Source organism: Streptomyces sp. HNM0575 (assembly GCF_012726265.1).
In the GTDB taxonomy this organism is placed as follows: domain Bacteria; phylum Actinomycetota; class Actinomycetes; order Streptomycetales; family Streptomycetaceae; genus Streptomyces.
The window spans coordinates 132,226-155,482 of the sequence record NZ_JAASAG010000009.1; the positions used below are offsets into that span (position 1 = coordinate 132,226).

16 protein-coding genes, 1 tRNA gene and 4 pseudogenes are annotated in these 23,257 nt (G+C 70.8%); 11 read left to right on the forward strand and 10 right to left on the reverse strand.

Going from position 1 to position 23,257, the window contains the following annotated elements:
- Positions 1 to 197 precede the first annotated feature (197 nt).
- A pseudogene (locus HCC61_RS21510) lies at positions 198 to 1,136 on the forward strand (PAC2 family protein); the annotation flags it as partial.
- An 850-nt stretch (positions 1,137 to 1,986) separates the two neighbouring features.
- Here the strand turns inward: HCC61_RS21510 and mshC are convergent.
- The 4 genes and pseudogenes from mshC to HCC61_RS21530 all read right to left on the reverse strand — a co-directional run.
- Positions 1,987 to 3,216: a cysteine--1-D-myo-inosityl 2-amino-2-deoxy-alpha-D-glucopyranoside ligase gene (gene mshC, locus HCC61_RS21515; RefSeq protein WP_169137758.1), complete on the reverse strand. Its 1,230-nt coding sequence runs from the start codon at positions 3,214 to 3,216 to the stop codon at positions 1,987 to 1,989.
- A gap of 151 nt (positions 3,217 to 3,367) precedes the next feature.
- Positions 3,368 to 4,417 carry an SCO1664 family protein gene (locus HCC61_RS21520; RefSeq protein WP_169137760.1) on the reverse strand — a complete coding sequence of 350 codons (1,050 nt, stop codon included), beginning with the start codon at positions 4,415 to 4,417 and terminating at the stop codon, positions 3,368 to 3,370.
- Positions 4,414 to 5,004, reverse strand: coding sequence for a DUF3090 domain-containing protein (locus HCC61_RS21525; RefSeq protein ID WP_169137762.1), 591 nt, complete (start codon positions 5,002 to 5,004; stop codon positions 4,414 to 4,416). The genes HCC61_RS21520 and HCC61_RS21525 overlap by 4 nt, the downstream gene beginning before the upstream one ends.
- Positions 5,005 to 5,137: 133 nt before the next feature.
- Positions 5,138 to 5,872 (reverse strand): annotated as a pseudogene (locus HCC61_RS21530) (histidine phosphatase family protein); the annotation flags it as partial.
- A 77-nt stretch (positions 5,873 to 5,949) separates the two neighbouring features.
- Here HCC61_RS21530 and corA point away from each other — a divergent pair.
- Positions 5,950 to 6,933: a magnesium/cobalt transporter CorA gene (corA, locus tag HCC61_RS21535; protein ID WP_169137766.1), complete on the forward strand. Its 984-nt coding sequence runs from the start codon at positions 5,950 to 5,952 to the stop codon at positions 6,931 to 6,933.
- 240 nt (positions 6,934 to 7,173) lie between these two features.
- Here corA and HCC61_RS21540 read toward each other — a convergent pair whose 3' ends face one another.
- Entirely contained in the window at positions 7,174 to 8,241 is a 1,068-nt protein-coding gene (locus tag HCC61_RS21540; protein ID WP_169137768.1) for an LLM class F420-dependent oxidoreductase, read from the reverse strand.
- A 75-nt stretch (positions 8,242 to 8,316) separates the two neighbouring features.
- On the opposite strand from HCC61_RS21540, the gene HCC61_RS21545 reads away from it, so the two are divergent.
- Together HCC61_RS21545 and HCC61_RS21550 are read left to right on the forward strand one after the other, a co-directional pair.
- On the forward strand, positions 8,317 to 9,303 hold the full coding sequence (locus tag HCC61_RS21545; RefSeq protein ID WP_169137770.1) for an aldo/keto reductase: 987 nt from the start codon (positions 8,317 to 8,319) through the stop codon (positions 9,301 to 9,303).
- Positions 9,300 to 11,423, forward strand: coding sequence for a helix-hairpin-helix domain-containing protein (locus HCC61_RS21550; protein WP_169137772.1), 2,124 nt, complete (start codon positions 9,300 to 9,302; stop codon positions 11,421 to 11,423). The genes HCC61_RS21545 and HCC61_RS21550 overlap by 4 nt, the downstream gene beginning before the upstream one ends.
- A gap of 177 nt (positions 11,424 to 11,600) precedes the next feature.
- Here HCC61_RS21550 and HCC61_RS21555 read toward each other — a convergent pair whose 3' ends face one another.
- Entirely contained in the window at positions 11,601 to 12,272 is a 672-nt protein-coding gene (locus tag HCC61_RS21555; protein WP_169137774.1) for a hypothetical protein, read from the reverse strand.
- 47 nt (positions 12,273 to 12,319) lie between these two features.
- On the opposite strand from HCC61_RS21555, the gene HCC61_RS21560 reads away from it, so the two are divergent.
- Positions 12,320 to 12,508, forward strand: a complete 189-nt coding sequence (locus HCC61_RS21560; RefSeq protein ID WP_037976561.1) for a DUF5703 family protein — start codon at positions 12,320 to 12,322, stop codon at positions 12,506 to 12,508.
- 91 nt (positions 12,509 to 12,599) lie between these two features.
- Here HCC61_RS21560 and HCC61_RS21565 read toward each other — a convergent pair whose 3' ends face one another.
- Together HCC61_RS21565 and HCC61_RS21570 are read right to left on the reverse strand one after the other, a co-directional pair.
- Positions 12,600 to 13,295 carry a chaplin gene (locus HCC61_RS21565; RefSeq protein ID WP_169137776.1) on the reverse strand — a complete coding sequence of 232 codons (696 nt, stop codon included), beginning with the start codon at positions 13,293 to 13,295 and terminating at the stop codon, positions 12,600 to 12,602.
- 655 nt (positions 13,296 to 13,950) lie between these two features.
- Positions 13,951 to 15,285, reverse strand: a complete 1,335-nt coding sequence (locus HCC61_RS21570) for a M20/M25/M40 family metallo-hydrolase (RefSeq protein WP_169137778.1) — start codon at positions 15,283 to 15,285, stop codon at positions 13,951 to 13,953.
- Between the two features lie 154 nt (positions 15,286 to 15,439).
- On the opposite strand from HCC61_RS21570, the gene HCC61_RS21575 reads away from it, so the two are divergent.
- Positions 15,440 to 15,527, forward strand: a tRNA-Leu gene (locus tag HCC61_RS21575).
- Positions 15,528 to 15,931: 404 nt separating this feature from the next.
- Here HCC61_RS21575 and HCC61_RS21580 read toward each other — a convergent pair.
- Positions 15,932 to 16,162, reverse strand: coding sequence for a hypothetical protein (locus HCC61_RS21580; protein ID WP_169137780.1), 231 nt, complete (start codon positions 16,160 to 16,162; stop codon positions 15,932 to 15,934).
- Between the two features lie 540 nt (positions 16,163 to 16,702).
- On the opposite strand from HCC61_RS21580, the gene HCC61_RS21585 reads away from it, so the two are divergent.
- Complete coding sequence (locus HCC61_RS21585) at positions 16,703 to 17,620, forward strand: pentapeptide repeat-containing protein (protein WP_169137782.1); 918 nt, start codon at positions 16,703 to 16,705, stop codon at positions 17,618 to 17,620.
- A gap of 143 nt (positions 17,621 to 17,763) precedes the next feature.
- Here the strand turns inward: HCC61_RS21585 and HCC61_RS21590 are convergent, their stop codons facing one another.
- Positions 17,764 to 18,132 (reverse strand): alpha/beta hydrolase fold domain-containing protein, encoded by a 369-nt coding sequence (locus HCC61_RS21590; protein ID WP_346777332.1) that lies wholly within the window; start codon positions 18,130 to 18,132, stop codon positions 17,764 to 17,766.
- Positions 18,133 to 18,389: 257 nt separating this feature from the next.
- Here HCC61_RS21590 and HCC61_RS31275 point away from each other — a divergent pair.
- From HCC61_RS31275 to HCC61_RS21610, 4 genes and pseudogenes are all read left to right on the forward strand, one after another.
- Positions 18,390 to 18,581, forward strand: a pseudogene (locus tag HCC61_RS31275) (tetratricopeptide repeat protein); the annotation flags it as partial.
- Between the two features lie 81 nt (positions 18,582 to 18,662).
- Positions 18,663 to 18,800: pseudogene (locus HCC61_RS30855) on the forward strand (cold shock domain-containing protein); the annotation flags it as partial.
- Positions 18,801 to 19,537: 737 nt separating this feature from the next.
- Positions 19,538 to 22,261, forward strand: a complete 2,724-nt coding sequence (locus HCC61_RS21605; RefSeq protein ID WP_169137788.1) for an alpha/beta fold hydrolase — start codon at positions 19,538 to 19,540, stop codon at positions 22,259 to 22,261.
- Positions 22,258 to 23,127 carry an ABC transporter permease gene (locus HCC61_RS21610; protein ID WP_169137790.1) on the forward strand — a complete coding sequence of 290 codons (870 nt, stop codon included), beginning with the start codon at positions 22,258 to 22,260 and terminating at the stop codon, positions 23,125 to 23,127. Before HCC61_RS21605 ends, HCC61_RS21610 begins: the two co-directional genes overlap by 4 nt.
- The last annotated feature ends 130 nt before the right edge of the window (positions 23,128 to 23,257 follow it).

Consider the following 23,257-nt stretch of genomic DNA (forward strand, 5'->3'; position numbering starts at 1 on the left):
GCAGGTCAAGATGCGGGGCGGCGCCGGGAACGGGCGTACGTCCGCCGGTTCCTGCACGCCGTCGGGAGCCCCTGCGCGCGGGTGCCGCCAGGGCTGCGGCATGCGCGCCGTCACGCCGTAGGCTGGTTGCCGCACGGAATGGAACGGCAGCCGGGTGCACGTCGAGGCACGGCCACCCGGCCGGAAGGAGGCGCTGGGTGATCGAGCTCGAGGGAGTTCCCGAGCTGGTCGACCCGGTCATGGTGGCCGCGTTCGAAGGCTGGAACGACGCCGGCGACGCCGCCTCCACCGCGGTCGGGCACATGGAGCGTGAGTGGAAGGGCGAGGTGTTCGCGGCTCTGGACGCCGAGGACTACTACGACTTCCAGGTCAACAGGCCGCAGGTGTGGCTGGACGGCGGCTCACGCAAGATCACTTGGCCCACGACGCGGCTCGCGGTCGTACGCGTCGACAACGCCGGCGGCAAGGGGAAACCCCGCGACCTCGTGCTGGTGCGCGGCATCGAGCCGAGCATGCGCTGGCGCTCCTTCTGCAATGAAATCCTCGGTTTCGCCCACGAGTTGGGCGTCGAGATGGTGGTGGTGCTGGGCGCGCTACTCGGCGACACCCCGCACAGTCGGCCCGTGCCGGTGACAGGCGTGACGTCCGACCCGGACCTGGCCCGGACGATGAACCTGGAGGAGTCGCGGTACGAGGGGCCGACCGGCATCGTCGGCATCCTCCAGGAGGCGTGCACCCACGCCGGCGTGCCTGCGGTGAGCCTGTGGGCGTCGGTGCCGCACTACGTCTCGCAGCCGCCGAACCCGAAGGCCACCCTCGCCCTGCTCAACCGGCTGGAGGACCTGCTCGGGCTGAACGTACCGCTGGGCGAGCTCCAGGAGGACGCGCGGGCCTGGCAGCTCGGCGTGGACCAGCTGGCGGCGGAGGACAGCGAGGTCGCCGAGTACGTGCAGTCGCTGGAGGAGGCGCGGGACACGGCCGAGCTGCCGGAGGCCTCGGGCGAGGCCATCGCCAAGGAGTTCGAGCGGTATCTGCGCAGGCGCGACGGCGGCGCCTCCGGCGGCAACGCGCGGGATTCCGGGGCGGGTTCGGGGCCCGGGCCCGGTGCCGGCGGTCCGGGCTTCGGCGGCGAGGCCCCGAAGCGCGGTACGAGCGGTACGGGCGGTACGAGCGGCGGACGCTCCCGTCCTTCGAGGCGCCCGGCGAAGGACGCACCGGCGGACACTTCCAAGGACACCGGCAAGGGCGGCCGGAAGGACGAGGACGGCGACACCGGCACGGCCGACGCGGAGGGCGCCGGGGACGGGGAGGGGAAGGAAGCCGGGGACCGTACGGAATCCGGAAACGGCAAGGACGGCAAGGGCAGCAAGGACGGCAAGGGCAGTAGGAGCGGCAAGGACGCCGGGGACGCCGGGGACGGAAAGAGCGGTGCGGGCGCCACGGAGGCCAAGCCCGCGAAGCGCGCCAAGCCCGCCGGACGCACCGGGACCACCGGGACGGGCAGGAGCAAGAGCGGCGGCAGGACCACTCGCGGCGGCACCCGCGGCACCTCCCGTGGCACCGGCCGTACCGGCAAGTCCGCCCAGGACGACGGCCGGAGCAAGGACGAGAGCGCGGACGCGAAGCCGGACTCGTCCTCGCCGGAGGACGACGGGACCCAGGACGGCAAGTCCCCACGCGGCGGGAGCCGGAACGGCAAGGGCAAGACCACCAGGAGCGCCACAAGCGGCAAGAGCCGCAAGAGCGCCAAGGACGCCAAGGGCCAGGACGGGCAGGACCCCGAAAAAGAGGAACCCGAGAAGGACTTCGAGAAGGAGCCCGAGAGGGAGCAGGGCAAGGACAAGGACCCCGGCAAGGAGTGAGCCCCGCACACCGGAACGTCCGCCCGGAACCTCGGGACCGCACACCATGAGAACGGCCGAAGGGCCGCCCCGTCGCTCATCACGCGGGGCGGCCCTTCGCTGTGCCGCGGTGCACAGGACGTCGCTACAGCGCCACTCCCAACAGCGCGTCCACCGCACGCGAGACGACGCCCGGCGCACCCTCGTCGGTGCCTCCGCCCGCCTCCTGCTCGGCTGCCCAGCGGTCGACGACGGCCAGCGCCGCCGGTGAGTTCAGATCGTCGGCGAGCGCCGCACGGATCTCCTCGACGACGGCGTCGGCGGGCGGTCCGTCGGGCCGCGAGACGGCCGCACGCCACCGTGCGAGCCGCTCCTGCGCCTCCTCCAGCAGGGCCGTCGAGTACTCCCAGTCCGACCGGTAGTGGTGGGCGAGCAGGGTCAGCCTGATCGCGGCCGGGTCGACTCCGTCGCGGCGCAGCTGTGAGACGAAGACCAGATTGCCCTTGGACTTCGACATCTTCTCGCCGTCCAGGCCGACCATCCCGGCGTGCACATACGTCTTCGCGAATGGATGTTCGCCGGTGAGCGCCTGCGCGTGCGAGGCGCCCATCTCGTGGTGCGGGAAGGCGAGATCGGATCCGCCGCCCTGCACGTCGAAGCCCATCCCGAGGTGCTCCAGGGCGATGGCCACGCACTCGATGTGCCAGCCGGGGCGTCCGGGGCCGAGCGAAGCGCCGTCCCACTGCGGTTCGCCCTCCCGGGCCGCGCGCCACAGCATCGGATCGAGCGGGCTCTTCTTGCCGGGGCGCTCGGGGTCGCCGCCGCGCTCGGCGGACAGGATCCGCATGGTGTGCGCGTCCAGCCGGGAGACCTCGCCGAAGTGGGGGTCGGCGTCGACGGAGAAGTAGACGTCGCCTTCCAGCTCGTACGCGGCGCCCTGATCACGCAGCCGCTCGACGAGCGGGACGATGCGCGGAATCGATTCGACGGCACCGACGAACTGCCGCGGCGGCAGCATCCGCAGAGCGGTCATGTCCTCCCGGAAGAGCGCCGTCTCGCGCTCCGCCAGCTCCGCCCAGCCGTCGCCCGTCTCCCGGGCCCGCTCCAGAAGGGGATCGTCGATGTCGGTGACGTTCTGTATGTAGTGAACCTGCCGCTGGGTGTCGAGCCACACGCGCTGCACGAGGTCGAACGCGTTGTAGGTCGCCGCGTGCCCCAGGTGCGTGGCGTCGTACGGCGTGATCCCGCAGACGTACATGCGGGCGACGGGACCGGGGGCAAGGGTGACGCGGGCGCCCCTCGCGGTGTCGTGGATCTCCAGGTCGCGGCCCTGACCGGGCAGGACGGGGACCTCTGAAGCGGGCCAGGCATGCATCCCTTGAGACTAACCCGGACGGGAGTTCGCCATCCTGACGGGACGGCCCCGTCCCCTGCGGGCCTGCGGAAATGGCCGGATAGGCGGTCTTGACCGGCTTCGGACCCATACGTAGGCGTCGTCGGCTCCGTACGCCGTCAAGCGCCGCGTCTCACACGGGCGGCCAGGGGATCGCGGGCCAGTCGCCGCTGGGCAGCGGGTGGCGGCCGGAGCTGATCAGACCGTCGACCCGCTTGCGCAGCGCCTCCAGTTCGGCCGCGGTGATCAGCCCGGAGAGCCGGCCGGCGAGCGGGGTGCCCTCGGCGAGGGCGGCGGCCAGCGCGCGCAGAGTCGCGGTCGCCTCGGATGTCAGGTCCTCGCCCGCCCATCCCCACAGCAGGGTGCGCAGCTTGTCGTCCACGTGGAAGCTGACGCCGTGGTCGATGGCGTAGAGCGCGCCCGTGGGGAGCGTCAGAAGATGGCCGCCCTTGCGGTCGCCGTTGTTGATGACCGCGTCGATGACGGCCAGCCTCCGCAGCCGCTCGTCGTCCGCGTGCACGAGCAGCGCCGGACGGAGCGTGCCCGCGTCCACGTGCCCCACGGCCTTCCACCCCTCCCCCGGCTCGTCGCCCTCGACGATGGCGAGCAGTTCGCCGGCGCCACCGGACCCGGAGGCTTCGTCCTCCGCTTCGCCAGCTGCTTCGTCCTCGTCATGGGCTTCGGCATGGGCGTCGGCTTCGGTGTCGACGTCGGCCGCTTCGGTGTCACCGGGATCGCCGTGGCCCTCGGGGTCGCCGAACTCCTCGCCCTCCGCGGCCTCTTGTGCCTCCTCGCCCTCGGGCTCCGCATCGGGCAGCGGCCCGACCCACGCCTGGCACATGCCCTCGCCGTACGGTCCGTCCCGCAGCACCGTCGCCGGGATCAGGTCCCAGCCCGTCGCGCGGGAGATCTCGTACGCGGCCACCTCGCGCTGCGCGAGCGTCCCGTCGGGGAAGTCCCACAGCGGACGCTCGCCCGCCACCGGCTTGTACACGCACGGCACCCGGTGCCCCTCGTGCTCGACCTCGCCGAAGAGCACGGCGTTGGAGGCCTGGCGGATCTGCCCCCGTACGGACAGCGTGCCCAGTGCGAGACGGGTGCGGGTCTCCTCCGCCGCGGGCGAAGCGGCAGGCTCCGCCTCGGCCTTCGGCGGCCGGCGCCCGGAATCGGCTGCCTGGTTCATTCGCCGCGCCGGTATCCGTTCTGACGGGGGCACACATGGCCTTCCGGATCGAGCGGGAGGCTGCACAGCGGGCACGGCGGGCGGCCCGCGTTGACGACCTCCAGCGCGCGCTTGGCGAAGGAGCGTGCCATGGTGCCGTCCAGCCGCACCCTCAGCATCGGCGGCCCGTTCTCGTCGTCCTGGAGCAGCCGTTCCTCGGCGTCGGCGAGGTCCTCGTCGGAGTCGGCCTCCAACTCGACGACGGCCTGCGCCTCGACGACCATCCGCTCACCGTCCCCGTCCCAGGCGAGCGCCATGGTGCCGACGCGGAACTCCTCCTCGACGGGCGTCTCCAGGGGCTCGGTGTCGTCGATTTCGGTGGGGGCCACGGCCGGCACCGGTGCGTTGCCGCCGGAGCGGCGGACGACCTCGTCGAGCAGCTCGTCGATGCGCTCGGCCAGGGCCTCCACCTGTGCCTTCTCCAGGGCGACGCTGGTCGTACGGCCGGAGGCCGACGCCTGGAGGTAGAAGGTGCGGCGTCCTGGCAGCCCGACGGTACCGGCGATGAATCGGTCCGGCGGGTCGTAGAGGAACACCTGACGGGACACGTCCTGCTCCGTTGTCTCGACGTCTAATCGGTCTAAGGCACCCTACTGCCCGCGCCGATCTTCCTGCTCAGGCTCCGCCCCCCACGGTGGCATCGCTGCCGTGCTGCCGCCCGCCTCCCCGGTCCTGCGGCCCCGGCGCACCGTCGCCCCCGGCGTCACCGGCCTCGCCCGCCCCGTCGTCACCCTCCTTGCCCTCCTCGTTCTCCTTCGCCTCGCCGTCTCCCGGCGACGGCTCCGGCGGCAGGAGGGACTCCAGTTCGCCGGTCTCGCCGAGCCGCAGCAGAAAGGGCCGCAGGGGCGTGTACCGGATGACGGTGAGCGAGCAGGGCCCGACCGCGATGCGCTGGAAGAGGTCCAGATGCATCCCGAGGGCGTCGGCGACGACCGACTTGATGATGTCGCCGTGCGAGCACAGCGCATAGATGGCGTCCGAGCCGTGCTCCGCCTCGATCCGTACGTTCCACTCCCGTACGGCCTCCACGGCACGCGCCTGCATTCCGCGCATCGACTCCCCGCCGGGGAAGGCCGCCGCCGAGGGGTGCTGCTGCACCGTCGTCATCAGCGGCTCGTCGGCCAGTTCGGCGAGCTTGCGGCCGCTCCAGTCGCCGTAGTCGCACTCGGCCACGCGCTCCTCGGTGTGTACGGGGAGATCCGGGCGGGCCTCGGTCAGCGGGGCGACGGTCTCGCGGCAGCGCTGCAAGGGGCTGGTGACCACGGCGGCCAGCGGCACGGCGCCCAGACGGCCGGGAAGCGCCTCGGCCTGGGCGCGGCCGTGCTCGTCCAGTGGCACTCCCGGCATGCGGCCGGCGAGCAGTCCGGAGGTGTTGGCGGTGGAGCGGCCGTGCCGTACGAGGATGAGCGTGGGCATGCGTGCCAGCGTAGGCGAGCGGTCCGTGAGGCCCGAGCGGTGGTTGCTTCGGGCGCATCGGGGCACAATGACCAGTCGTGATCGTGGACTGCGCCATCTACCGGGACGGACGCCGCATGGAGCGGCCGTCCGACTACTCCGATGCCCTCGACGAGGCGAGGGAGACCGGTGACGCCTTCCTCTGGATAGGTCTGCACGAGCCGACCGAGGCCGAATTCGACCATGTGAGAAGCGAGTTCGGTCTGCATCCGCTCGCGGTCGAGGACGCGCTACACGCCCACCAGCGTCCGAAGCTGGAGGTCTACGACGACTCCCTCTTCCTCGTCCTCAAGCCCGTCTCCTACGACTCGTCGGCCACGGCGGTCTCCACCGGCGAGCTGATGCTGTTCGTCGGCGACTCCTTCGTGGTGACGGTGCGCCACGGCGACGCCAATCCGCTGGGAGCGGTGCGGGAGCGGCTGGAGCACGAGCCGGAGGTCCTGCGGCACGGCCCGACCGCCGTGATGTACGCGGTCGCGGACGCCATCGTCGACCGGTACATGGAGGTCGTGGCCGATCTCCAGGTCAGCCTCGACTCGCTGGAGGAGGACGTCTTCTCCCCCGAGGCGTACGCCGCACGCGACATCGCCGGCCGCACCTATGCCTTCAAGCGGCAGGTCCTCGGCTTCCGCCGGGCGACGGGACCGCTCGGGGAGCCGCTGGAGCGGCTGACGCGGGCGGGGGTGCCGTTCGTGCACGAGGACGCGCGGCCCTTCTTCCGGGACGTGAGCGACCATCTGACGCGGGTCAACGACCAGGTGGACGGCTTCGACCGGCTGCTGTCCGACATCCTCTCCGCGAACCTGGCGCAGATGAGCGTCCGGCAGAACGACAACATGCGGAAGATCTCGGCGTGGGCCGCGATGTTCGCGATCCCGACGGCCATCGCCGGGATCTACGGCATGAACTTCGAGCACATGCCGGAGCTGCACTGGGTGTGGACGTATCCGGCCGTGCTGGCGGTCATCGCCACGGCGTGCCTGGTGCTCTTCCGGGTCTTCAAGCGCCGCGGCTGGATGTGACGCGCGACCGGTCGGCATGACGGCGGCACCGGACGCGCGCACCAGGCTCTCCGGGGCGGTACGGCGGTACGGTCCGCGAAGGGGACGACGGCCGGTGCGTAACCCTTGCGCCCGCGGCGCGTTGAGTTCCGTAACGGCCGTGGCGGGGATGACCCCCGAGCCCCCTCCACGGCCGTAGGCATGTCCGCGGCCGGCCGCCACGTCCCCGTTCCACCCGCAGCCGCACCGCCGCCGCTACTGCTAGGCCGCTCCGGCCCGCTCCAGCGCCTCGACTCCCGCCCGCAGCCCGGCGATCCGCTCCTCGCGGGTGAAGCCGGCGGGAGCGAGGGACAGGGTGGTCACCCCGGCTTCGGCGTAGGCGCGCATCCGGTCGGCGATGCGGTCGACGGAGCCGAGGAGCGTGGTGGAGTCGATGAGCTCGTGCGGTACGGCCGCCGCGGCGCCCTCCTTGTCGCGCTCCAGGTACTTGTCCTGGATCACGGCGGCTTCCTTCTCGTAACCCATGCGCTGCGCAAGGCGGTTGTAGAAGTTCTGCTTGCGGCTGCCCATGCCGCCGACGTACAGCGCCGTGTACGGGCGGAACTGGTCGGCCAGCGCGTGCACGTCGTCGCCGACTGCCATCGGGACGGTCGGGCAGACGTCGAAGCCCGCGAGCCCTCCTCCGTCGCCGGTGCCCTTGCCGGCCTTCTCACGTCCCGCGCGGAGATGGCGCAGCGTGGTCTCCTCGGCGTGCTCCGGAGAGAAGAAGATCAGCAGCGCACCGTCGGCGATCTCCCCGGTCTGCTCGAGGTTCTTGGGGCCGATCGCGGCGATGTAGAGCGGGATCTCCTCCCGCACGGGGTGGACCGTGAGCTTGATCGGCTTGCCCGGACCGTCGGGCAGCGGCAGCGCCCAGTGCTCGCCCTGGTGACTGAGGCGCTCCCGGGACATGGCCTTGCGGATGATGTCGACGTACTCGCGGGTGCGGGCGAGCGGCTTGTCGAACCTGACTCCGTACCAGCCCTCGGAGACCTGCGGTCCGGATACGCCGAGGCCCAGCCTGAAGCGCCCGCCGGAGAGGGTGTCGAGAGTGGCGGCGGTCATGGCCGTCATCGCGGGCGTACGGGCCGGGATCTGGAAGATGCCGGAGCCGACGTCGATGCGCTCGGTCTGCGCGGCGACCCAGGACAGGACGGTGGGCGCGTCGGAACCGTAGGCTTCGGCGGCCCAGCAGACGGAATAGCCGAGCCGGTCGGCCTCCTGGGCGACGGCGAGGTTGTCCGCGTCCATCCCCGCGCCCCAGTAGCCGAGGTTGATGCCGAGCCGCATACCGGCCCCCTTACTGATCAGTAACGTCACTGTCCCGGGGACTCTAGCGCGCGCTCGCCAGTAACCTCAACGCCCATGGAGGCAAGGCACCTCGGCCGTACCGGCCTGCGCGTATCCCGAATCGGTCTCGGCACCCTCACATGGTCCCGCGACACCGGCGAGAGGGACGCGGCCGACCAGCTGAAGACGTTCTGGGAAGCGGGCGGCACGCTCGTCGACACCGCCGACGTCTACGGCGACGGCGGCGCCGAGTATCTCCTCGGCAGGCTGCTGGAGGGGCTCGTGCCGCGGCGTGACCTGGTGATCGCCACCAAGGCGGGAAGCGTGCCCGACCCCGACCGCCGCTTCGACTGCTCGCGCGGCCATCTGCTCGCGGCGCTCGACGCGTCGTTGGAGCGGCTGCGCACCGACTACGTGGACCTGTGGCAGGTGCACGCCTTCGACCCGGCGACGCCGCTGGACGAGACGTTGCAGGCGCTGGACATCGCGGTCAGCAGCGGCCGCGCGCGGTACGTGGGAGTCTCCAACTTCAGCGGCTGGCAGCTCGCCAAGGCCGCCACCTGGCAGCTCGCGGCGCCCGGTACGCGCACCCGGCTCGCGAGCACACAGATGGAGTACTCCCTGCTCCAGCGCGGCGTCGAGCGCGAACTCCTGCCCGCCGCCGTGGACTTGGGCCTGGGGCTGCTGCCGTCCTCGCCGCTGGGGCGCGGCGTGCTCACCGCCAAGTACCGCCGCGGCGAACCGCCGCCGGACTCACGCGGGGCCTCCGAGCATCTGGCGCCGTTCATCGCCCCGTACCTCGACGAGACCGCTGCCGGCATCGTCGACGCCGTCTCGACAGCCGCCGACGGACTGGCCGTCTCACCGCTGCTGGTGGCGCTGGCCTGGGTCCGCGACCGGCCGGGAGTGGCCGCGCCGATCGTCGGTGCGCGCACGGCTCACCAGCTCACCGAGGCGCTGTCAGTGGAGGGCCTTACTCTTCCTGACGAGATCTGCCGCGCGCTGGATGACGTATCGGCGCCGGTGCACCGCTATCCCGACCAGGACTGGAGCGAGCTATGACGGACGACAAGGCAGCCGAACTCCTCGCGGCGGTACGGGCGGTGGAGAGCGGCGAGCGCTCGGCCGCGTCGTTCTTCACCGACTCCGGACAGCAGCAGGCCGCGGCACGCGCGCTGCAGCGGCCCGCCGCCGCCACCGGACCACCTGCCCCGGGTCCAGGCCCGAGCGCCGGGCGCGGCCCGGTCGCCGTACCCGACGGGCTGCGCGAGGCGCTGTCGGCGGGCGGTGCTCCGGAGTCGCTCGCGCCCAGGGTCGCGGAGACGCTCGGCGAGCAGGCCGCCGGGCTGCTGCACGCGGATCCGTGGCAGCTGCTCGCGGTCCCGGGCGTGCGGCCTGAGCAGGCGGACGGCTTCGCGCGCGCCCTGCTCGGCGAGGAGAGCGGCCCCGGCGACGAGCGGCGCGCACAGGCGCTCGTGGTGTGGCTGCTGGAGCGCGCGGCGCTCAAGGGGCATACGGCTCTGGAGCCGGCCGCGCTGTCCAAGGGCCTCTCGCAGTACGCGGTTCCGGAGCCCGACGAGGCGGTGCGCGGCGCGATCGACGCGGGCGCCGTTCTCGTCTTCGAGGACGCGCTCGACGCCATGCCGCCGGGCGGTGCTCCCGCGGAGACGCCGGCAGCGGGCGAGGACGGGACGGAGGAGCGGCCCGTACGGCTGCTGTTGGGGCTGGAGCGCTGTGCGCTGGCGGAGGAGAGCCTCGCGGACGGGCTGGGACGGGTGATCAGCGCCGCCGGTCCGCATACGTCACCGGCTTCCGGGCCGGAGGACGGCGAGGTGCGCCGGGCGGCTCCCGAGGAGTGGGAGGCCGCCGCCGCGTCCGCGCCCTCTCCGTCGGCGGCGGAGCTGATCCGGGCGGTCGCCGGTCACGGGCTGGTCGCGCACACCGGAGGCGAGGCCGCGCGCGCCGAGCCGGCCGCACTCCTCGCCGCCGCGGGGCAGTTGGGGCTGCGGGCATGCGCCGCCGTGCACAGCGCCGACGGCCGCGACCGCTTCGCGGGGCTCCTCCCCGAGGACATGCAGGACACCCACGACGCCGAGGGCACGGAGAGCGCCCATGGCACCGAGGGCGGCGGCGAGGGCGACGGCGAGCCTGCGGGGCAGGGGCGGCGGTCCCCGTCCGTCGTCACCGTCGCCGGGCTCCTCGAAGGCCGCGAAGGTCCGGGCCGCGACGCGGAAGGCGCCTGGGCCCTCGACCTGCTGATCGTGTGCGACGCCCCGCAGCTCGACGCCGAGACGGCCGCCGCCCTCGTGGAGTCGCTTCCCGACGGGGCGCGGTTGGTGCTCAGCGGCGATCCGGGCGTGCTGGGCGCGGCCGGGCCGGGCCAGGTCTTCGCCGATGTGCTGGCCGGCGGCGCATGTCCGCGCATCGCCTCCCGTACGCCGGATCCCGGGCCCGTCGGCGAACTCGTCTCCGGGATCGGCATCGGCGAGCTCAATCAGGTCGACGCCCCTGGCAAGGAGGTCGTCGTCGTGCCCGTGCGGGACCCCGGCGAGGCCGTGCACCGCACGGTCCAGCTCGTGGCCGACTCGGTGCCGCGCGCGTTCGGCGTCCCCGCGGGCGACACCCAGGTCATCACGACGGGGCACGGCGGAGCCGCGGGCACCCGTGCGCTCAACGCCGCCCTGAAGGAGCGGCTGCATCCCGGGCCCGGCCGCTTCGACGGCTTCGACCCGGGCGACCGCGTGGTCCACACCCCGTCACGGGGGCGTACGGCACCGGCGGTGGTCGTCTCCGGCGAGGAGGAGGGCCTGCGGCTGGAGTACTCCGGCACGGGCGAGAGCACCCTCGTCGCCCGCGACCGCGTCGCGGAGGAGGTCAGGCACGGCTGGGCGGTCACGGCCCATCAGGCGGTGGGGATGCGCTGGCCCGCGGTGGTCGCGGTGCTGCCCGGCGATACGACGGCGGCGCTCACCCGCGCGTGGGTCTATACGGCCTTCGGACGCGCTGAGCGGCACCTGTCCGTCGTGCAGGGCGCGGAGGACGCGCTCGCGAAGGCCGTCGCGTCGGTGACCGCTCCGCCGCGGACCACGCGGCTGCGTGCGCTGCTGGCACAGTCCGCCCGCGCGGCCCGTGCCGCGGCCGTCCCACCGGCGGAGAGCGGCGCGGGCGGCGCCCCGGAGTAGGAGGCGCGGAGTAGGAGGCCCGGAGTAGGAGGGGCACGGCCTGGGCCCGGCAGTATCCGGATGCGCGAGGAGCGAGGAGGGGTGCGTACGGGAGGATCCGCGCCGTTACGGGCGAGCGGGAGCGCCGCTACCGGCCCCGCCGGCGGCCGTACGGACGCGGCACCGCCGCCGGCCCGGTCACTCCTCGTCGTCCAGCTCGATGTCCGTCTCGTCGAAGACGGAGCTGACGTCGAAGCGGCAGATCACCCTTTCGGGGTCGGCCTGCTCGAAGGGGGCGCTGAGCCACTCCCCCGGCTCGCTCGGCTCGTCGCCCGCGGTCACCCACAGCGTGGAGTCGCCCTCGTCGAGCCCGAACTCCTTGTGCCGGGTGGCGATTTCGTCGGCCTCGTACTCCCCGAAGAGGATGCCGAGCGCCGCGTGCACGCTGCCGCCCGCCGTGCCCGGTGCCTGGCCGTCCTCGTCGGCCGAGTCCGGATCGAGGTCGGTGACGCGCTGGGCCTGGGCCAGGAGCCGCTGCGGCTCCACGACGGTGTAGTCGCGGCGGATCAGCACGCTCAGCGCGCTGGGCGCCTCGGGTCCCGTGTAGGCGGGCATCGAGTCGCCACCGGGGATCTCGAATGGAGTGACCTCGTCGTAGATCTCGTAGAGCAGCTCGTCGTAGGCCTCGCCCGCCGCCGCGAGCTCGTCGAAGGCGGCGTAGACGGCGGTGTCGGAGGCGCCGTTCCCGGTGTCCTTCCCGGCGCCCTCAGCCCGGCGCTCGACCGCTTCGAGGTGCCGGTCCAGCGCGGCTTTCACCGCTTCGGCGGCGGCGCGTACGTCGGCAGCGGTGGGCTGCTCAGCATCAGACATAGTGCAGACGCTATCCGGATCCGTCCTCTGCCCGCACAATAGATGAGATGCCGGAATACGAATTTCGCGATGTGTACGTGCCTCGCGGGGTCTCCCGCAAGGCGGCTACCCGACTGCTGACCGACCATGCCGAGTACGGGCACTGGGAGTTGGCCCGTACACGGCTCTACCCCGACGGAAGCCGCAGGGTGCGGCTGCGCCGCCGGATCATCCGCCAGCTGCACGCGACCTGGTGAGCCTCCCGGCACGGGGAGGCGGCAGGACAAGACGGCGGAACGGGCTCCACCCGTGTGGTGCCCGCTCCGCCGTCTCTCAGGCTGTGTCCGCTCAGCGGCGCGCGAGCTTCGAAGCGCGCCGGTAGAGCACGAAGCCGCCGAGCAGCAGGCCAGCGCTCAACGGGGCCGCGACGCCGAGCATGTCGCCGGCGCCGGTGTGCGCAAGCTGCTCGGTGCCGGGCTCGGACTGGGTCCGTACGTCGGAGGCCGGGTTGACGTCCGAGGACTGGTCGGAGCCGCCTCCCTGGTCGTCCGACGGGCCCGGGTTGTCGGAGCCGGGGTTGTCGGAGCCCGGCTCGTCGCAGTCCTCGTCCTGGCCCGGCTCGTCCGGGCCGGGGTTGTCCGGCTCGTCGCTGACGGGCGGCGCGGCCTCGGAGCCTGCGCAGTCTCCCGCGGTGTTGCCGTCACCGAGGGCGCTGACGTTGTTCCCGCACACGCCGATCGGGATGTCGACCGGAGCGTTGACGTTGTTGCCGGACCCGATCTCGTCCGACTTGACGGCCGTACCGGACGGGGCCGCGGACCGGCTGTCGCTGCTGCCGCCGCATGCGGCCGCCGAGTTGAGGCTTCCGAGGACGCTGACGGTGTTGCCGCACACGGTCGTCGGCACATTGATCGGCGCGTTGACGCTGTTGCCCGAGAGCAGCCCGGACCCCGTGTCGGCGAACGCCGTGCCTCCCGAGAACGTGGCGAGCACGCCGCCCGCCGCGGCCACGGTGATCAGGCCTTTTCTGGTGACCTGTCGCATGGTTCTTATTCCCCTGTCTTGCTTTCTGCCAGTGGGTGATTCAAGGGCACACAAGGGGAGTGGACTGCGGTCGCCGTGAGGATTCCGCGTATCCGCCCCCGGAAAGCCCACGCGGTGGTACCGAGGCCGCATTCCTGCGTGCCGCGCCGCCCGGGCTTCGCTTTCCTCATGCGTTCGGGATACGACCTCGGTCGCCTGGGCAGGCTGTGCCGTCGGCGAAGTCCGTTGCCCCGAACGCGGTTACCGTGTGGCCGCAGCCCTTCGCGGGGGCGTTGGCACCCGCGCCGGTGAGCGACGGCCCACCGGCGGCAGCCGCTACGGCGGCGGCCTTCTTGATCATGAATTCCTCCTAGTTGGCATGCAGTTCAAACCACGAACCGCATCACCTGTAACGAAGACGGAGGAATCCGGGTACGAGCCGACGCGGGCATTCACCCTTTCCGGGTGTCTGCGCACAACAGGCCGAATTGCCTTTCTGTACGGGCCGGTTGGTGCCGTGCGGGCTGGTTGGGCCGGTCGGTGCCGTACGGGCCGGTGGGCGCGGCACTTACGGCGGGGACGGCGGGCGGCAACTGCTCTGCCCGTACGCAAAAAAGGGCGGCTGTCCGCACGGAAAGCGCGGACAGCCGCCAACAGAGCGCGGCGACGGCTCAGTTCAGCACTGGTCGAGGAAGCGGTCGAGCACACGCACCCCGAACTTCAGCCCGTCCACCGGCACTCGCTCGTCGACTCCGTGGAACATCCCGGCGAAGTCCAGCTCCGGCGGCAGCTTCAGCGGCGCGAACCCGAAGCAGCGGATGCCCAGGTCGTCGAAGGACTTGGCGTCCGTACCGCCGGAGAGCATGTACGGCACGGCGCGCGCCGCCGGGTCCTCGGCCTTCAGCGACGCCTGCATGGCGTCCACGAGCGCGCCGTCGAAGCTCGTCTCCAGCGCCTTGTCCGCGTGTACGTCCTCGCGCTGGACGCGCGGGCCGAGGATGCCGTCCAGGTCCGCGAGGAACTCCTCTTCGTGGCCCGGCAGGAAGCGGCCGTCGACGTGCGCCGTGGCCTGGCCGGGGATGACGTTCACCTTGTAGCCCGCGCCGAGCTGGGTGGGAGCCGCGGTGTTCTGGAGGGTGGCGCCGATGATCTTCGCGATGCCGCCGAGCTTGGCCAGGGTCTCCTCCATGTCCTCCGGGTCGAGCTCGGTGCCCAGGGCGTCGGAGAGCTCGTCGAGGAAGGACCGAACGGTCTTGGTCACGCGGACGGGGAACCTGTGCCGGCCCAACCGCCCGACCGCCTCGCACAGTTCGGTGATGGCGTTGTCGTTGTTGGTCATCGAACCGTGACCGGCCGTGCCGTCGACCGTGAGCCGCATCCAGTGCATACCCTTCTGGGCGGTCTCCACCAGATACAGGCGCAGGTCCTCGTTGACGGTGAAGGAGAAGCCGCCGACCTCGCCGATACCCTCGGTCACTCCCTCGAAGAGGTCCCGGTGGTTGTCGACCAGGTGCCGCGCCCCGTAGACGCCGCCGGCCTCCTCGTCTGCGAGGAACGCCAGCACCACGTCGCGCGGCGGCCGGCGCCCGCTGCGCAGCCGTTCCCGTACGACGGCGAGCGTCATCGCGTCCATGTCCTTCATGTCGACGGCGCCGCGCCCCCAGACGCAGCCGTCCGCGATCTCCCCGGAGAAGGGGTCGTGCGTCCAGTCCTCGGCGTTGGCGGGCACGACGTCGGTGTGCCCGTGGATCAGCAGGGCTGGGCGCGAGGAGTCCTCGCCCGCGATACGGGCCACGGTGGAGGCGCGGCCGGGCCGCGATTCGAAGATCTCGGGCTCCAGGCCCACCTCGGCGAGCTTCTCGGCGACGTACTCTGCGGCGGCCCGCTCCCCCGGCCCCTCGTTGCCGCCGTAGTTGCTGGTGTCGATCCGGATGAGGTCGCGGCAGAGATCGACGACCTCACTCTCGGCGCTCGCTCCGCCACCGGTCTGTGCGGGGGTCGACTGGTTCACGCTGCCTCCTCGTATCGCCGCGGGGGTCCGCCCCCATACTCCCGCGTACGGCGCGGGCTCCCAAGTGCGGGGAGCAGGAGCGGGGTGATCGGAGCCCCTCGGTCCAGTGTTAAAGTTGGCTCTGCTGCACGCCGGAGGCGGGCGGTTACACCTTGTCGGGGTGGCGGAATGGCAGACGCGCTAGCTTGAGGTGCTAGTGCCCTTTACAGGGCGTGGGGGTTCAAGTCCCCCTCCCGACACCACCTGAAGCCCCTGTTGATCAGGGGCTTTCTTCTTGCCTCGGTGTCACGTGACCGACCGCGTGCCCAACGATGCTGTCGCGATACGGGTGGCCAGGTGCGTTGCCAACCCTCACCTCTCAGCGAGATGGGGCTCTGCCGGGTGGCCCGATCAGAACCGCCGGCATGATCGTGGGGTTCGTGCCTGACAACCTGTCAATTCGCCTGGTGCGTACGGCTCTTGACGTACTACCGGGCGTGAAGTTTGACGTCCGTCAGGTCTGACTCACGCAACAGCCGGGGCAGCGTGCGCTGCCCCGGCATAGCCGGATCCCGCTGCAATCCAGGGCCCACGTTTCTAAGAGTTGCGGCGGCTACCTCCGGAAAGCAGTTGAGGAGCGTCAATCGACCGCACATCCGAGGGGACATCAGCCGCCCGTCATCTGAATGGTCGGAAGCGCGAATGAGGACACAATGGCAACAAGCGCGCTAATCGTCCAATATCCCCAAAAACCCAGGAGAGCCCTCCGCTGTACAGGGAGATTTGCGATCCACCATAGGAAGAGGTAGAGCGCCAGCACAACTACCTCGAACATGAAGAACAAGGGCATGGTGCCGTCGTTATCCGTCGGATCGCGCATGGTCCATCCCATGGCCACGGGAATGTCGTAATCAACGTTTTCCCACAGCAAGTATGCCGGAATGGACCCTGGAATTCCGAGTAGTAGGTTGACTCCGACTGCTATCAGCCGCCACTTCCGTGCGCATTCAGTTTCCACACAGGCGACAGTACCGCTTGACGTGCCATAGCGGCGTGGTTTCTACGATTCGCAGGACAGAGAACCAGGTGCTTAACGTGTTCGGCAGCTGCATCTCCTCCAACCGCTTGGCCGGCGGCGCGTCTCAGGACTGCTCTACGGCCGGAAACCAGGTCGGTGGGTCCCGGCCTTGAGGCGATCGCTAGGTTCGTCTGTCCGGGACCGGTACGGATGTTGAGAGGACAGGGGGAGCAGGTGATTCCACGGCCGACGCTTCATCGTACGGGCAGCGGGCCACGGCGGAGGTTGGGGCGTGCGCCGCGAGTACGGCGTTCACAGCGCCTGGCGTGGCCGCACCGCCGGGGCCAGTCCGATACGACGCGTCCAGACTGGCACCAGCGCCTCAACTCCTGGGGTACGGCGCTCACGGGAGTCGCGGCAGTGGCTGCGCTGCTCTTCACGGGGATTTCCAGTTGTCAGGCACAAAATCAACTGAAGATTGCGCAGCAAGGCCAAGAGACCGACCGTCAGGCGCAGATCGCCGACAGGTTCACCAAGGCAGTCTCCCAACTCGGTGACGAGAGCATAGAGGTGCGACTGGGAGGCATGTACGCCCTGCAACGCATCATGAGCGATTCCCACGATGACCAGGCCGCGGTCGTCAACGTGCTTTCTGCGTTCATCCGCACCCACAGCGACGCCACGAGACAAGGACGCTCGTCCAAGCGCAACGACGGACGAACGGGAGAGGACATTCTCGCCGCTGTCAACCTACTGGGAGCACGCGAGTCCGAGCATGATGGCCAGGCAGAAGTTGACCTACACGCAACGCAACTGCGCGGAGCTCAACTGGCCGATGCCAACCTCGACGATACAAACCTCGCGGATGCGGACTTACGCGACGCGAAGATGGTCGGTGCGAGCCTGCGCCTCGCTGACTTGAGCGAAGCGAACCTGGAGGGTGCGGAATTGCATTTTGTAAAAATGACCGGGGCGCTGCTTTGGAACGTGGATCTGCGTGAAGCGTCGCTGTCTGGCGCGGACCTGAGCGGAACGAATCTCCCAAAGGGGGATCTACGCGACACGTTGCTGTCCGAGGCGGACCTGCGCCGAACGAATCTCAACGAAGCCGACCTGCGGGGAGCATACTTGCGCGGATCGAACCTGCGCATGGCGAACTTGTCCGGGGCCGACCTGCAAGGGGCGGACCTGCGCGGGACAAACCTTCGTTTCGCGAGCCTATTCGAGGCGGATTTGACCGGGGCTGACGTGCGCGGAGCGCACTTGGACGGGGCAGACCTGCGCGGGGCAGACCTGGACAAGGTGAAGGGCGATCTGGACGAGGCGCGGACTGATTGAGGCGCCTCCTGTGACGCTGCGTTTGGCGACGAGGGTTGCGACGCTCCTCCGGCGTGGACGTCGCCTCCGGAGAGCCGTGGCCGAGCGGACGGCAGCAGTTGTGCCGGGGCGTCCCTGTACGCCAACTAAATCTCCGACCCCGGTCACTTGCTGGTGGCGTGGCGTACGTGATCGACGATCCGGTCGTAAATGTGCTCGGTCTGCGTGCGGGTTCCGAAGTCGAGGATGTTGTATCCGTGGTCGTTTCCGGGCACATCGTGGTGCTCTACCAGAGCGCCCACGGCGTCCAGGGCGTGGGCGTAGCTGACGCCTTCATTGCGGAGCCGGTCGAGTTCGCAGGTGATGATCAGAGCCGGAGCGATTCCGGCGAGGCTGTCCAAGTTGGTTATCCAGGCGGGCGAAGCGAGTCGGTCTTGCCGGGTGGTGGGGTCGGGCGCGTAGACGCGATTGAAAACATCAGACATCCAGGGCCGCATTACCGGATTTTCTGCTGTCGACGTCTTGTCCTTGATGTGCGTCTCCCGACCGCTTCCACCTCAGCCTCGCGATGTCGCTGAACAACCTCGGCACGATGCTGTCGGAACTGGGCCGCCAGCAAGAGGCCCTCCAAACCGCGACTGAAGCAGTCGGGATCTGCCGCGAACTGGCAACACAGAACCCACCCGCAGACATGCCCCACCTCGCGTCCGCCCTCAACAACTACAGCAACCGTCTGTCAGCGACAGGGCAATGAGAGGAGGCACTGCGAGCCAGCGAGGAAGCCCTGGCGATCTATCGTCGACCTGCGACGGCCACCCCGTCCGCTTACGAGGCCGACCTCACTACCTCGCTTTCCAATCTCGCTGGCGCATACTTGGCTGTCGGCGATCTGCGGCGGGCCACCTCGCTGTACGAGCAGACACTCAACGACATGACCCGCATCCTGGGACCCCACCACCCCGACACCCTCCTCGCGCGAAACAACCTCGCCGCTATTGGTCTGGATCCGGCGCCTTCCCCTCAGGAGCAGGATCCGGCGCCGCCTCACCGTCGTACCGGGACTGTGAAGTGGTTCAACGCGGAGAAGGGGTACGGCTTCATTGCTGTTGACGGCGGACCTGACGTCTTCGTCCACATGACCGCATTGCACGCTGATGTGCGCACCCTTGTAGAAGGCCAAAGAGCCGAAGTCGAGATCACGTCACCCCTCGTCAAGATCGACCCGAGGCATCGAGCGTACGCGTCAAGCACTGACACGAGCCAGTGGAACCCATCTCTCGGGCTTAGGTTGACGCCTGACAAGCCGTCAATCCGCTTGATGCGTACGGCTCTTGACGTACGGGCGCGGCGCGGAGCCAGCACCTACGAGTCGAGGAAGGTCCATCAGATACTGGTTGTCGCGGGCTTGATCGCTCGCGGTGAGCCATCGGCGGTGAACAGGCAGAGCGGCTCGAAGCCCAAGGACGCGCCCGCCCGAAAGAAGCCCGCAGCAGTCCGAGGGAAAGCCCGCACATCCAGGGGAAAGCAGTAGTCACGGCAGTCGAGACGCGGCGGTCGAACGGCGATTGACCCGCCCGCAAAACAGGCATGGCTGGGTAGGCGCCGCCACCTGAAGGACGGCCATGACGGCGACATCGCCGATACTTGGGGAATTCACGAGTCCCAATTCTGGTTGCGGGACGTGCAGCCCGTCCGTCCCGTCCGACACGGAAACTCCCTCTGCTGTTGATCTGATGTCGGCTGGCAGAAGAGCGTGGGGTTGAGATGAGCAGACGGTTCGGGCGCACCGGCTACCTGTCCAGGGGCGTAGGTACTGCTGTCCGCGTACGGCATACCCCGTCGGTTGTATGCGAGCACGTGCGCCTACGCCCGGGAGCGGACCCGGAATCCACCTGGAGGCCCCCGTATACCGGCGGTCTGTACTTCTAGGGTTCGAGGATGGACCTGCGAAAGAGCCGTGTGACGCGCCTGTTCCGGCCGTCGGCGCCGTCGGCCGGACCGCGTGGGAAGACGCGTTGCGGCTGGAGACGGTTGCTCGTCGCGGGCGCGGCCCTCGTCACGCTCGCCGGTGCGGGCACGTGGAGCGCGGTGGCGTCCGGCAAACAGCCGCCCGTACGGCAGGCCGACCGCATCTTCGACGTGCCGGACGCGCGGATCGACACCTCGTACTTCACCTCGGGCTCCCGGTCCGCGAAGCGTCCCGCCGTGCTGCTCGGCCACGGTTTCGGCGGACGCAAGGACGACATGCGCGCGCAGGCGCAGAGCCTGGCCCGCGAGGGATACGCCGTACTGACCTGGTCGGCGCGCGGCTTCGGCGACTCCACCGGGCGGATAGGCATCAACGACCCGGACCACGAAGTCGCGGACGTCTCCCGTCTGATCGACTGGCTGTCCCGGCGGCCCGAGGTGCGCCTCGACGCGGCCGGCGACCCGCGGGTCGGGGTGGCCGGCGCCTCCTACGGCGGCGCGGTCGCGCTCCTCGCGGCCGGGCACGACGACCGGGTCGACGCCATCGCGCCGCGGATGACGTACTGGAACCTGGCCGACGCGCTCTTCCCGGACGGCGTCTTCAAGAAGCTGTGGTCCGGGGTCTTCTTCGGGTCCGGCTCTCCCGGAGGCGGCTGCGGGCGATTCGAGGCGGAGCTGTGCGAGATGTACGAGCGGGTGGCGGTGAGCGGCAAGCCCGATCACGCCGCCCGTGAACTGCTGGAGGCCCGCAGCCCGTCCGCCGTCGGGGACCGGATCAAGGTGCCCGCGCTGATCGCCCAGGGGCAGACCGACTCCCTCTTCCCGCTTGGCCAGGCGGACGCCATGGCCAAGGCGATCCGGGCCAACGGGGCGCCCGTCTCCGTCGACTGGTTCGCAGGCGGGCACGACGGCGGCGACCTCGAGACGGCCCGCCTCGACGCCCGTACGACGGCCTGGTTCGACCGCTATCTGAAGGGCGAGGCGGGTGTGGACACGGGCCCGGCCTTCCGCGTCACCAGGGCCGGAGGGATGGACTCCACGGACGGCACGCTCCGCACCCGGGGCGCCGTCGGCGACACCTATCCCGGGCTGAGCAGCGGCGCACGCACCGTCGCCCTCGACACCGCGGAGAGGCCCTTCGAGAACCCGCCGGGCGCGGGCCCGCCCTCGATCTCCGCCGTTCCCGGTCTGGGCGGCGGACTCGGCGGCGGGCTCTCCCAGTTGTCCTCGCTCGGCGTCGGCGGGCTGAACGTCGACTTCCCCGGCCAGCACGCCCGCTTCGACTCCCGGCCCCTGAGGAACCCGCTGCACATCACCGGCTCCCCCACGGCCACGGTGCGCGTGAAGTCGCACGTGAAGTCCCAAGGGGCCGACGACGCCGTGCTCTTCGCGAAGGTGTACGACGTCGGCCCGGACGGCAAGCAGACCCTGCCCTCCCAACTCGTCTCCCCCGTCCGGGTCGCCGACGCCGGGAAGGGCCGGACCGTGCGACTCCGCCTGCCCGCCGTGGACCACGAGGTCGAGGCGGGCCACAGGCTGCGGCTCGTCCTCGCTGCCACCGACCTCGGCTACGCGTCCCCGGCTGAACCGGCCTCGTACACCGCCTCGGTGGAGGGCGGCCTGAGCGTCCCCACCGCTCGCGGTGTCACCACCGAGACCGCCCCGCTGCCCGCGTGGGTCTGGGCCCTCCCTCTCGCCGGCGCGCTCGCCGCCGTCCTGCTGGTGACCGGCAGGCGCCGCTCCCCGGCCCCCGCCGCCGACCCCGAACTGGCCGACGTGCCGCTGCACATCACCGGACTGACGAAGCGCTACGACACCTCCGCCGACCGCTACGCCGTGCGCGACCTGACCTTCCGTGCCGAGCAAGGGCAGGTGCTCGGTCTGCTGGGCCCGAACGGAGCGGGCAAGACCACCGCCCTCCGCATGCTGATGGGCCTTGTCACGCCCGACGACGGCGAGATCCGCATCTACGGGCATGCCGTGCGGCCCGGCGCGCCGGTGCTGTCCCGGGTGGGCGCGTTCGTCGAGGGCGCGGGATTCCTCCCGCATCTGTCCGGGCGGGCCAACCTGGAGCTGTACTGGGCCGCGACGGGCCGTCCCGGGCAGGACGCCCACCTCGGGGAGGCGCTGGAGATCGCCGGGCTCGGCGACGCGCTGCACCGCGCGGTGCGCACCTACTCGCAGGGCATGCGGCAGCGGCTCGCCATCGCCCAGGCCATGCTCGGCCTGCCCGATCTGCTGATCCTCGACGAGCCCACCAACGGGCTCGATCCCCCGCAGATCCGCGAGATGCGCGAGGTCATGATCCGGTACGCCGCGCAGGGCCGTACCGTGATCGTCTCCTCCCACCTCCTGGCCGAGGTCGAGCAGACCTGCACCCATCTCGTCGTGATGGACCGCGGGCTGCTGGTGCGGGCGGGCACGGTCACGGAGATCACCGGCTCCGGCGAGACGCTGCTCGTCGGCGTCGACGGCCCGCCCGTCCCGGACGCCCTGTTGGGGAAGGTGGCCGGACTGCCGGGCGTCGGCTCCGCCGTACGGACCGACGACGGCCTGCTCGTACGACTGGACGGCGCGACCCCCGCCCAACTGCTCGCGGAACTCGTCGGGATGGAGATCCCCGTGAACGGTCTGGGCCCGCACCGCCGCCTGGAGGACGCCTTCCTCACCCTGATCGAAGGAGAGACCTCGTGACCGCCCCGCTGGAAACCGCGTCCGGCTACCGCGCGGGCCGCACCCTGCCCTTCCGGGTGGAGGCGATCCGGCAACTGCGGCGCCGCCGTACGGCCGTGGTGGCGGTGATCCTGGCCGTCCTGCCCTTCGTCCTGGTCGTCGCCTTCGCGATCGGGGGCGACGGCGGTGGCGGTGGCGGCGCCGGCCGTGAACAGCGCATCAACCTGGTGGACACCGCCACCGTCTCCGGGCTGAACTTCGCCACGTCGGCGCTCTTCCTGTCGGCGGGCTTCCTGCTGGTCATCCCCGTGGCGCTGTTCTTCGGGGACACCGTCGCATCGGAGGCGGGCTGGTCCTCGCTGCGCTATCTGCTCGCCGCGCCCGTGCCGCGCGCACGGCTGCTGTGGAGCAAGCTCCGGGTGGCGCTGACCTTCAGCCTGGCCGCGATCGTCCTGCTTCCGCTGCTCTCGCTGGCGGTGGGCACCGTCGCCTACGGGTGGAACCCGCTCCGGAGCCCGACTGGCAGCTCGATCCCCGCCACCGATGCCGTGTTCAGGCTCGCCCTCGCCGTCGCCTTCGTCTTCGTCTCCCAACTGGTCACGGCGGGGCTGGCGTTCTGGCTCTCCACCGTCACGGACGCGCCGCTGGGCGCGGTCGGCGGAGCGGTCGGCCTGACCATCGTCGGCAATCTGCTGGACGCGGTCGAAGCCCTGGGCTCCTGGCGGGAGTTCCTCCCCGCGCACTGGCAGTACGCGTGGGCGGACGCGATACAGCCCGAGCTGGAATGGACCGGAATGCTCAAGGGCACCTCCGTCTCGGTGGCGTTCGCCCTCGTGCTGTTCGCCCTGGCCTTCCGGGGGTTCGCCCGCAAGGACGTCGTCTCCTGACCCGCCTCAAACCCCCGGCACGACCCGGCACAGGGTCGAAGAACAACGAGCAGGGTCTCCAACAGACACTGCACAGATCCCGCGATCCGTACCCGACGCAGCGGGAGACGGAGAAAGGGCGGCGCGAGCC

What these genes read in the sequence shown, in the direction of transcription:
- HCC61_RS21555 (WP_169137774.1), bottom strand. Translation starts at nt 12,272, where the DNA reads ATGTCTGATGCTGAGCAGCCCACCGCTGCCGACGTACGCGCCGCCGCC.
- HCC61_RS21550 (WP_169137772.1), top strand. Translation starts at nt 9,300, where the DNA reads ATGACGGACGACAAGGCAGCCGAACTCCTCGCGGCGGTACGGGCGGTG.
- HCC61_RS21545 (WP_169137770.1), top strand. Translation starts at nt 8,317, where the DNA reads ATGGAGGCAAGGCACCTCGGCCGTACCGGCCTGCGCGTATCCCGAATC.
- HCC61_RS21565 (WP_169137776.1), bottom strand. Translation starts at nt 13,295, where the DNA reads ATGCGACAGGTCACCAGAAAAGGCCTGATCACCGTGGCCGCGGCGGGC.
- mshC (WP_169137758.1), bottom strand. Translation starts at nt 3,216, where the DNA reads ATGCATGCCTGGCCCGCTTCAGAGGTCCCCGTCCTGCCCGGTCAGGGC.
- HCC61_RS21520 (WP_169137760.1), bottom strand. Translation starts at nt 4,417, where the DNA reads ATGAACCAGGCAGCCGATTCCGGGCGCCGGCCGCCGAAGGCCGAGGCG.
- HCC61_RS21560 (WP_037976561.1), top strand. Translation starts at nt 12,320, where the DNA reads ATGCCGGAATACGAATTTCGCGATGTGTACGTGCCTCGCGGGGTCTCC.
- HCC61_RS21540 (WP_169137768.1), bottom strand. Translation starts at nt 8,241, where the DNA reads ATGCGGCTCGGCATCAACCTCGGCTACTGGGGCGCGGGGATGGACGCG.
- HCC61_RS21605 (WP_169137788.1), top strand. Translation starts at nt 19,538, where the DNA reads ATGGACCTGCGAAAGAGCCGTGTGACGCGCCTGTTCCGGCCGTCGGCG.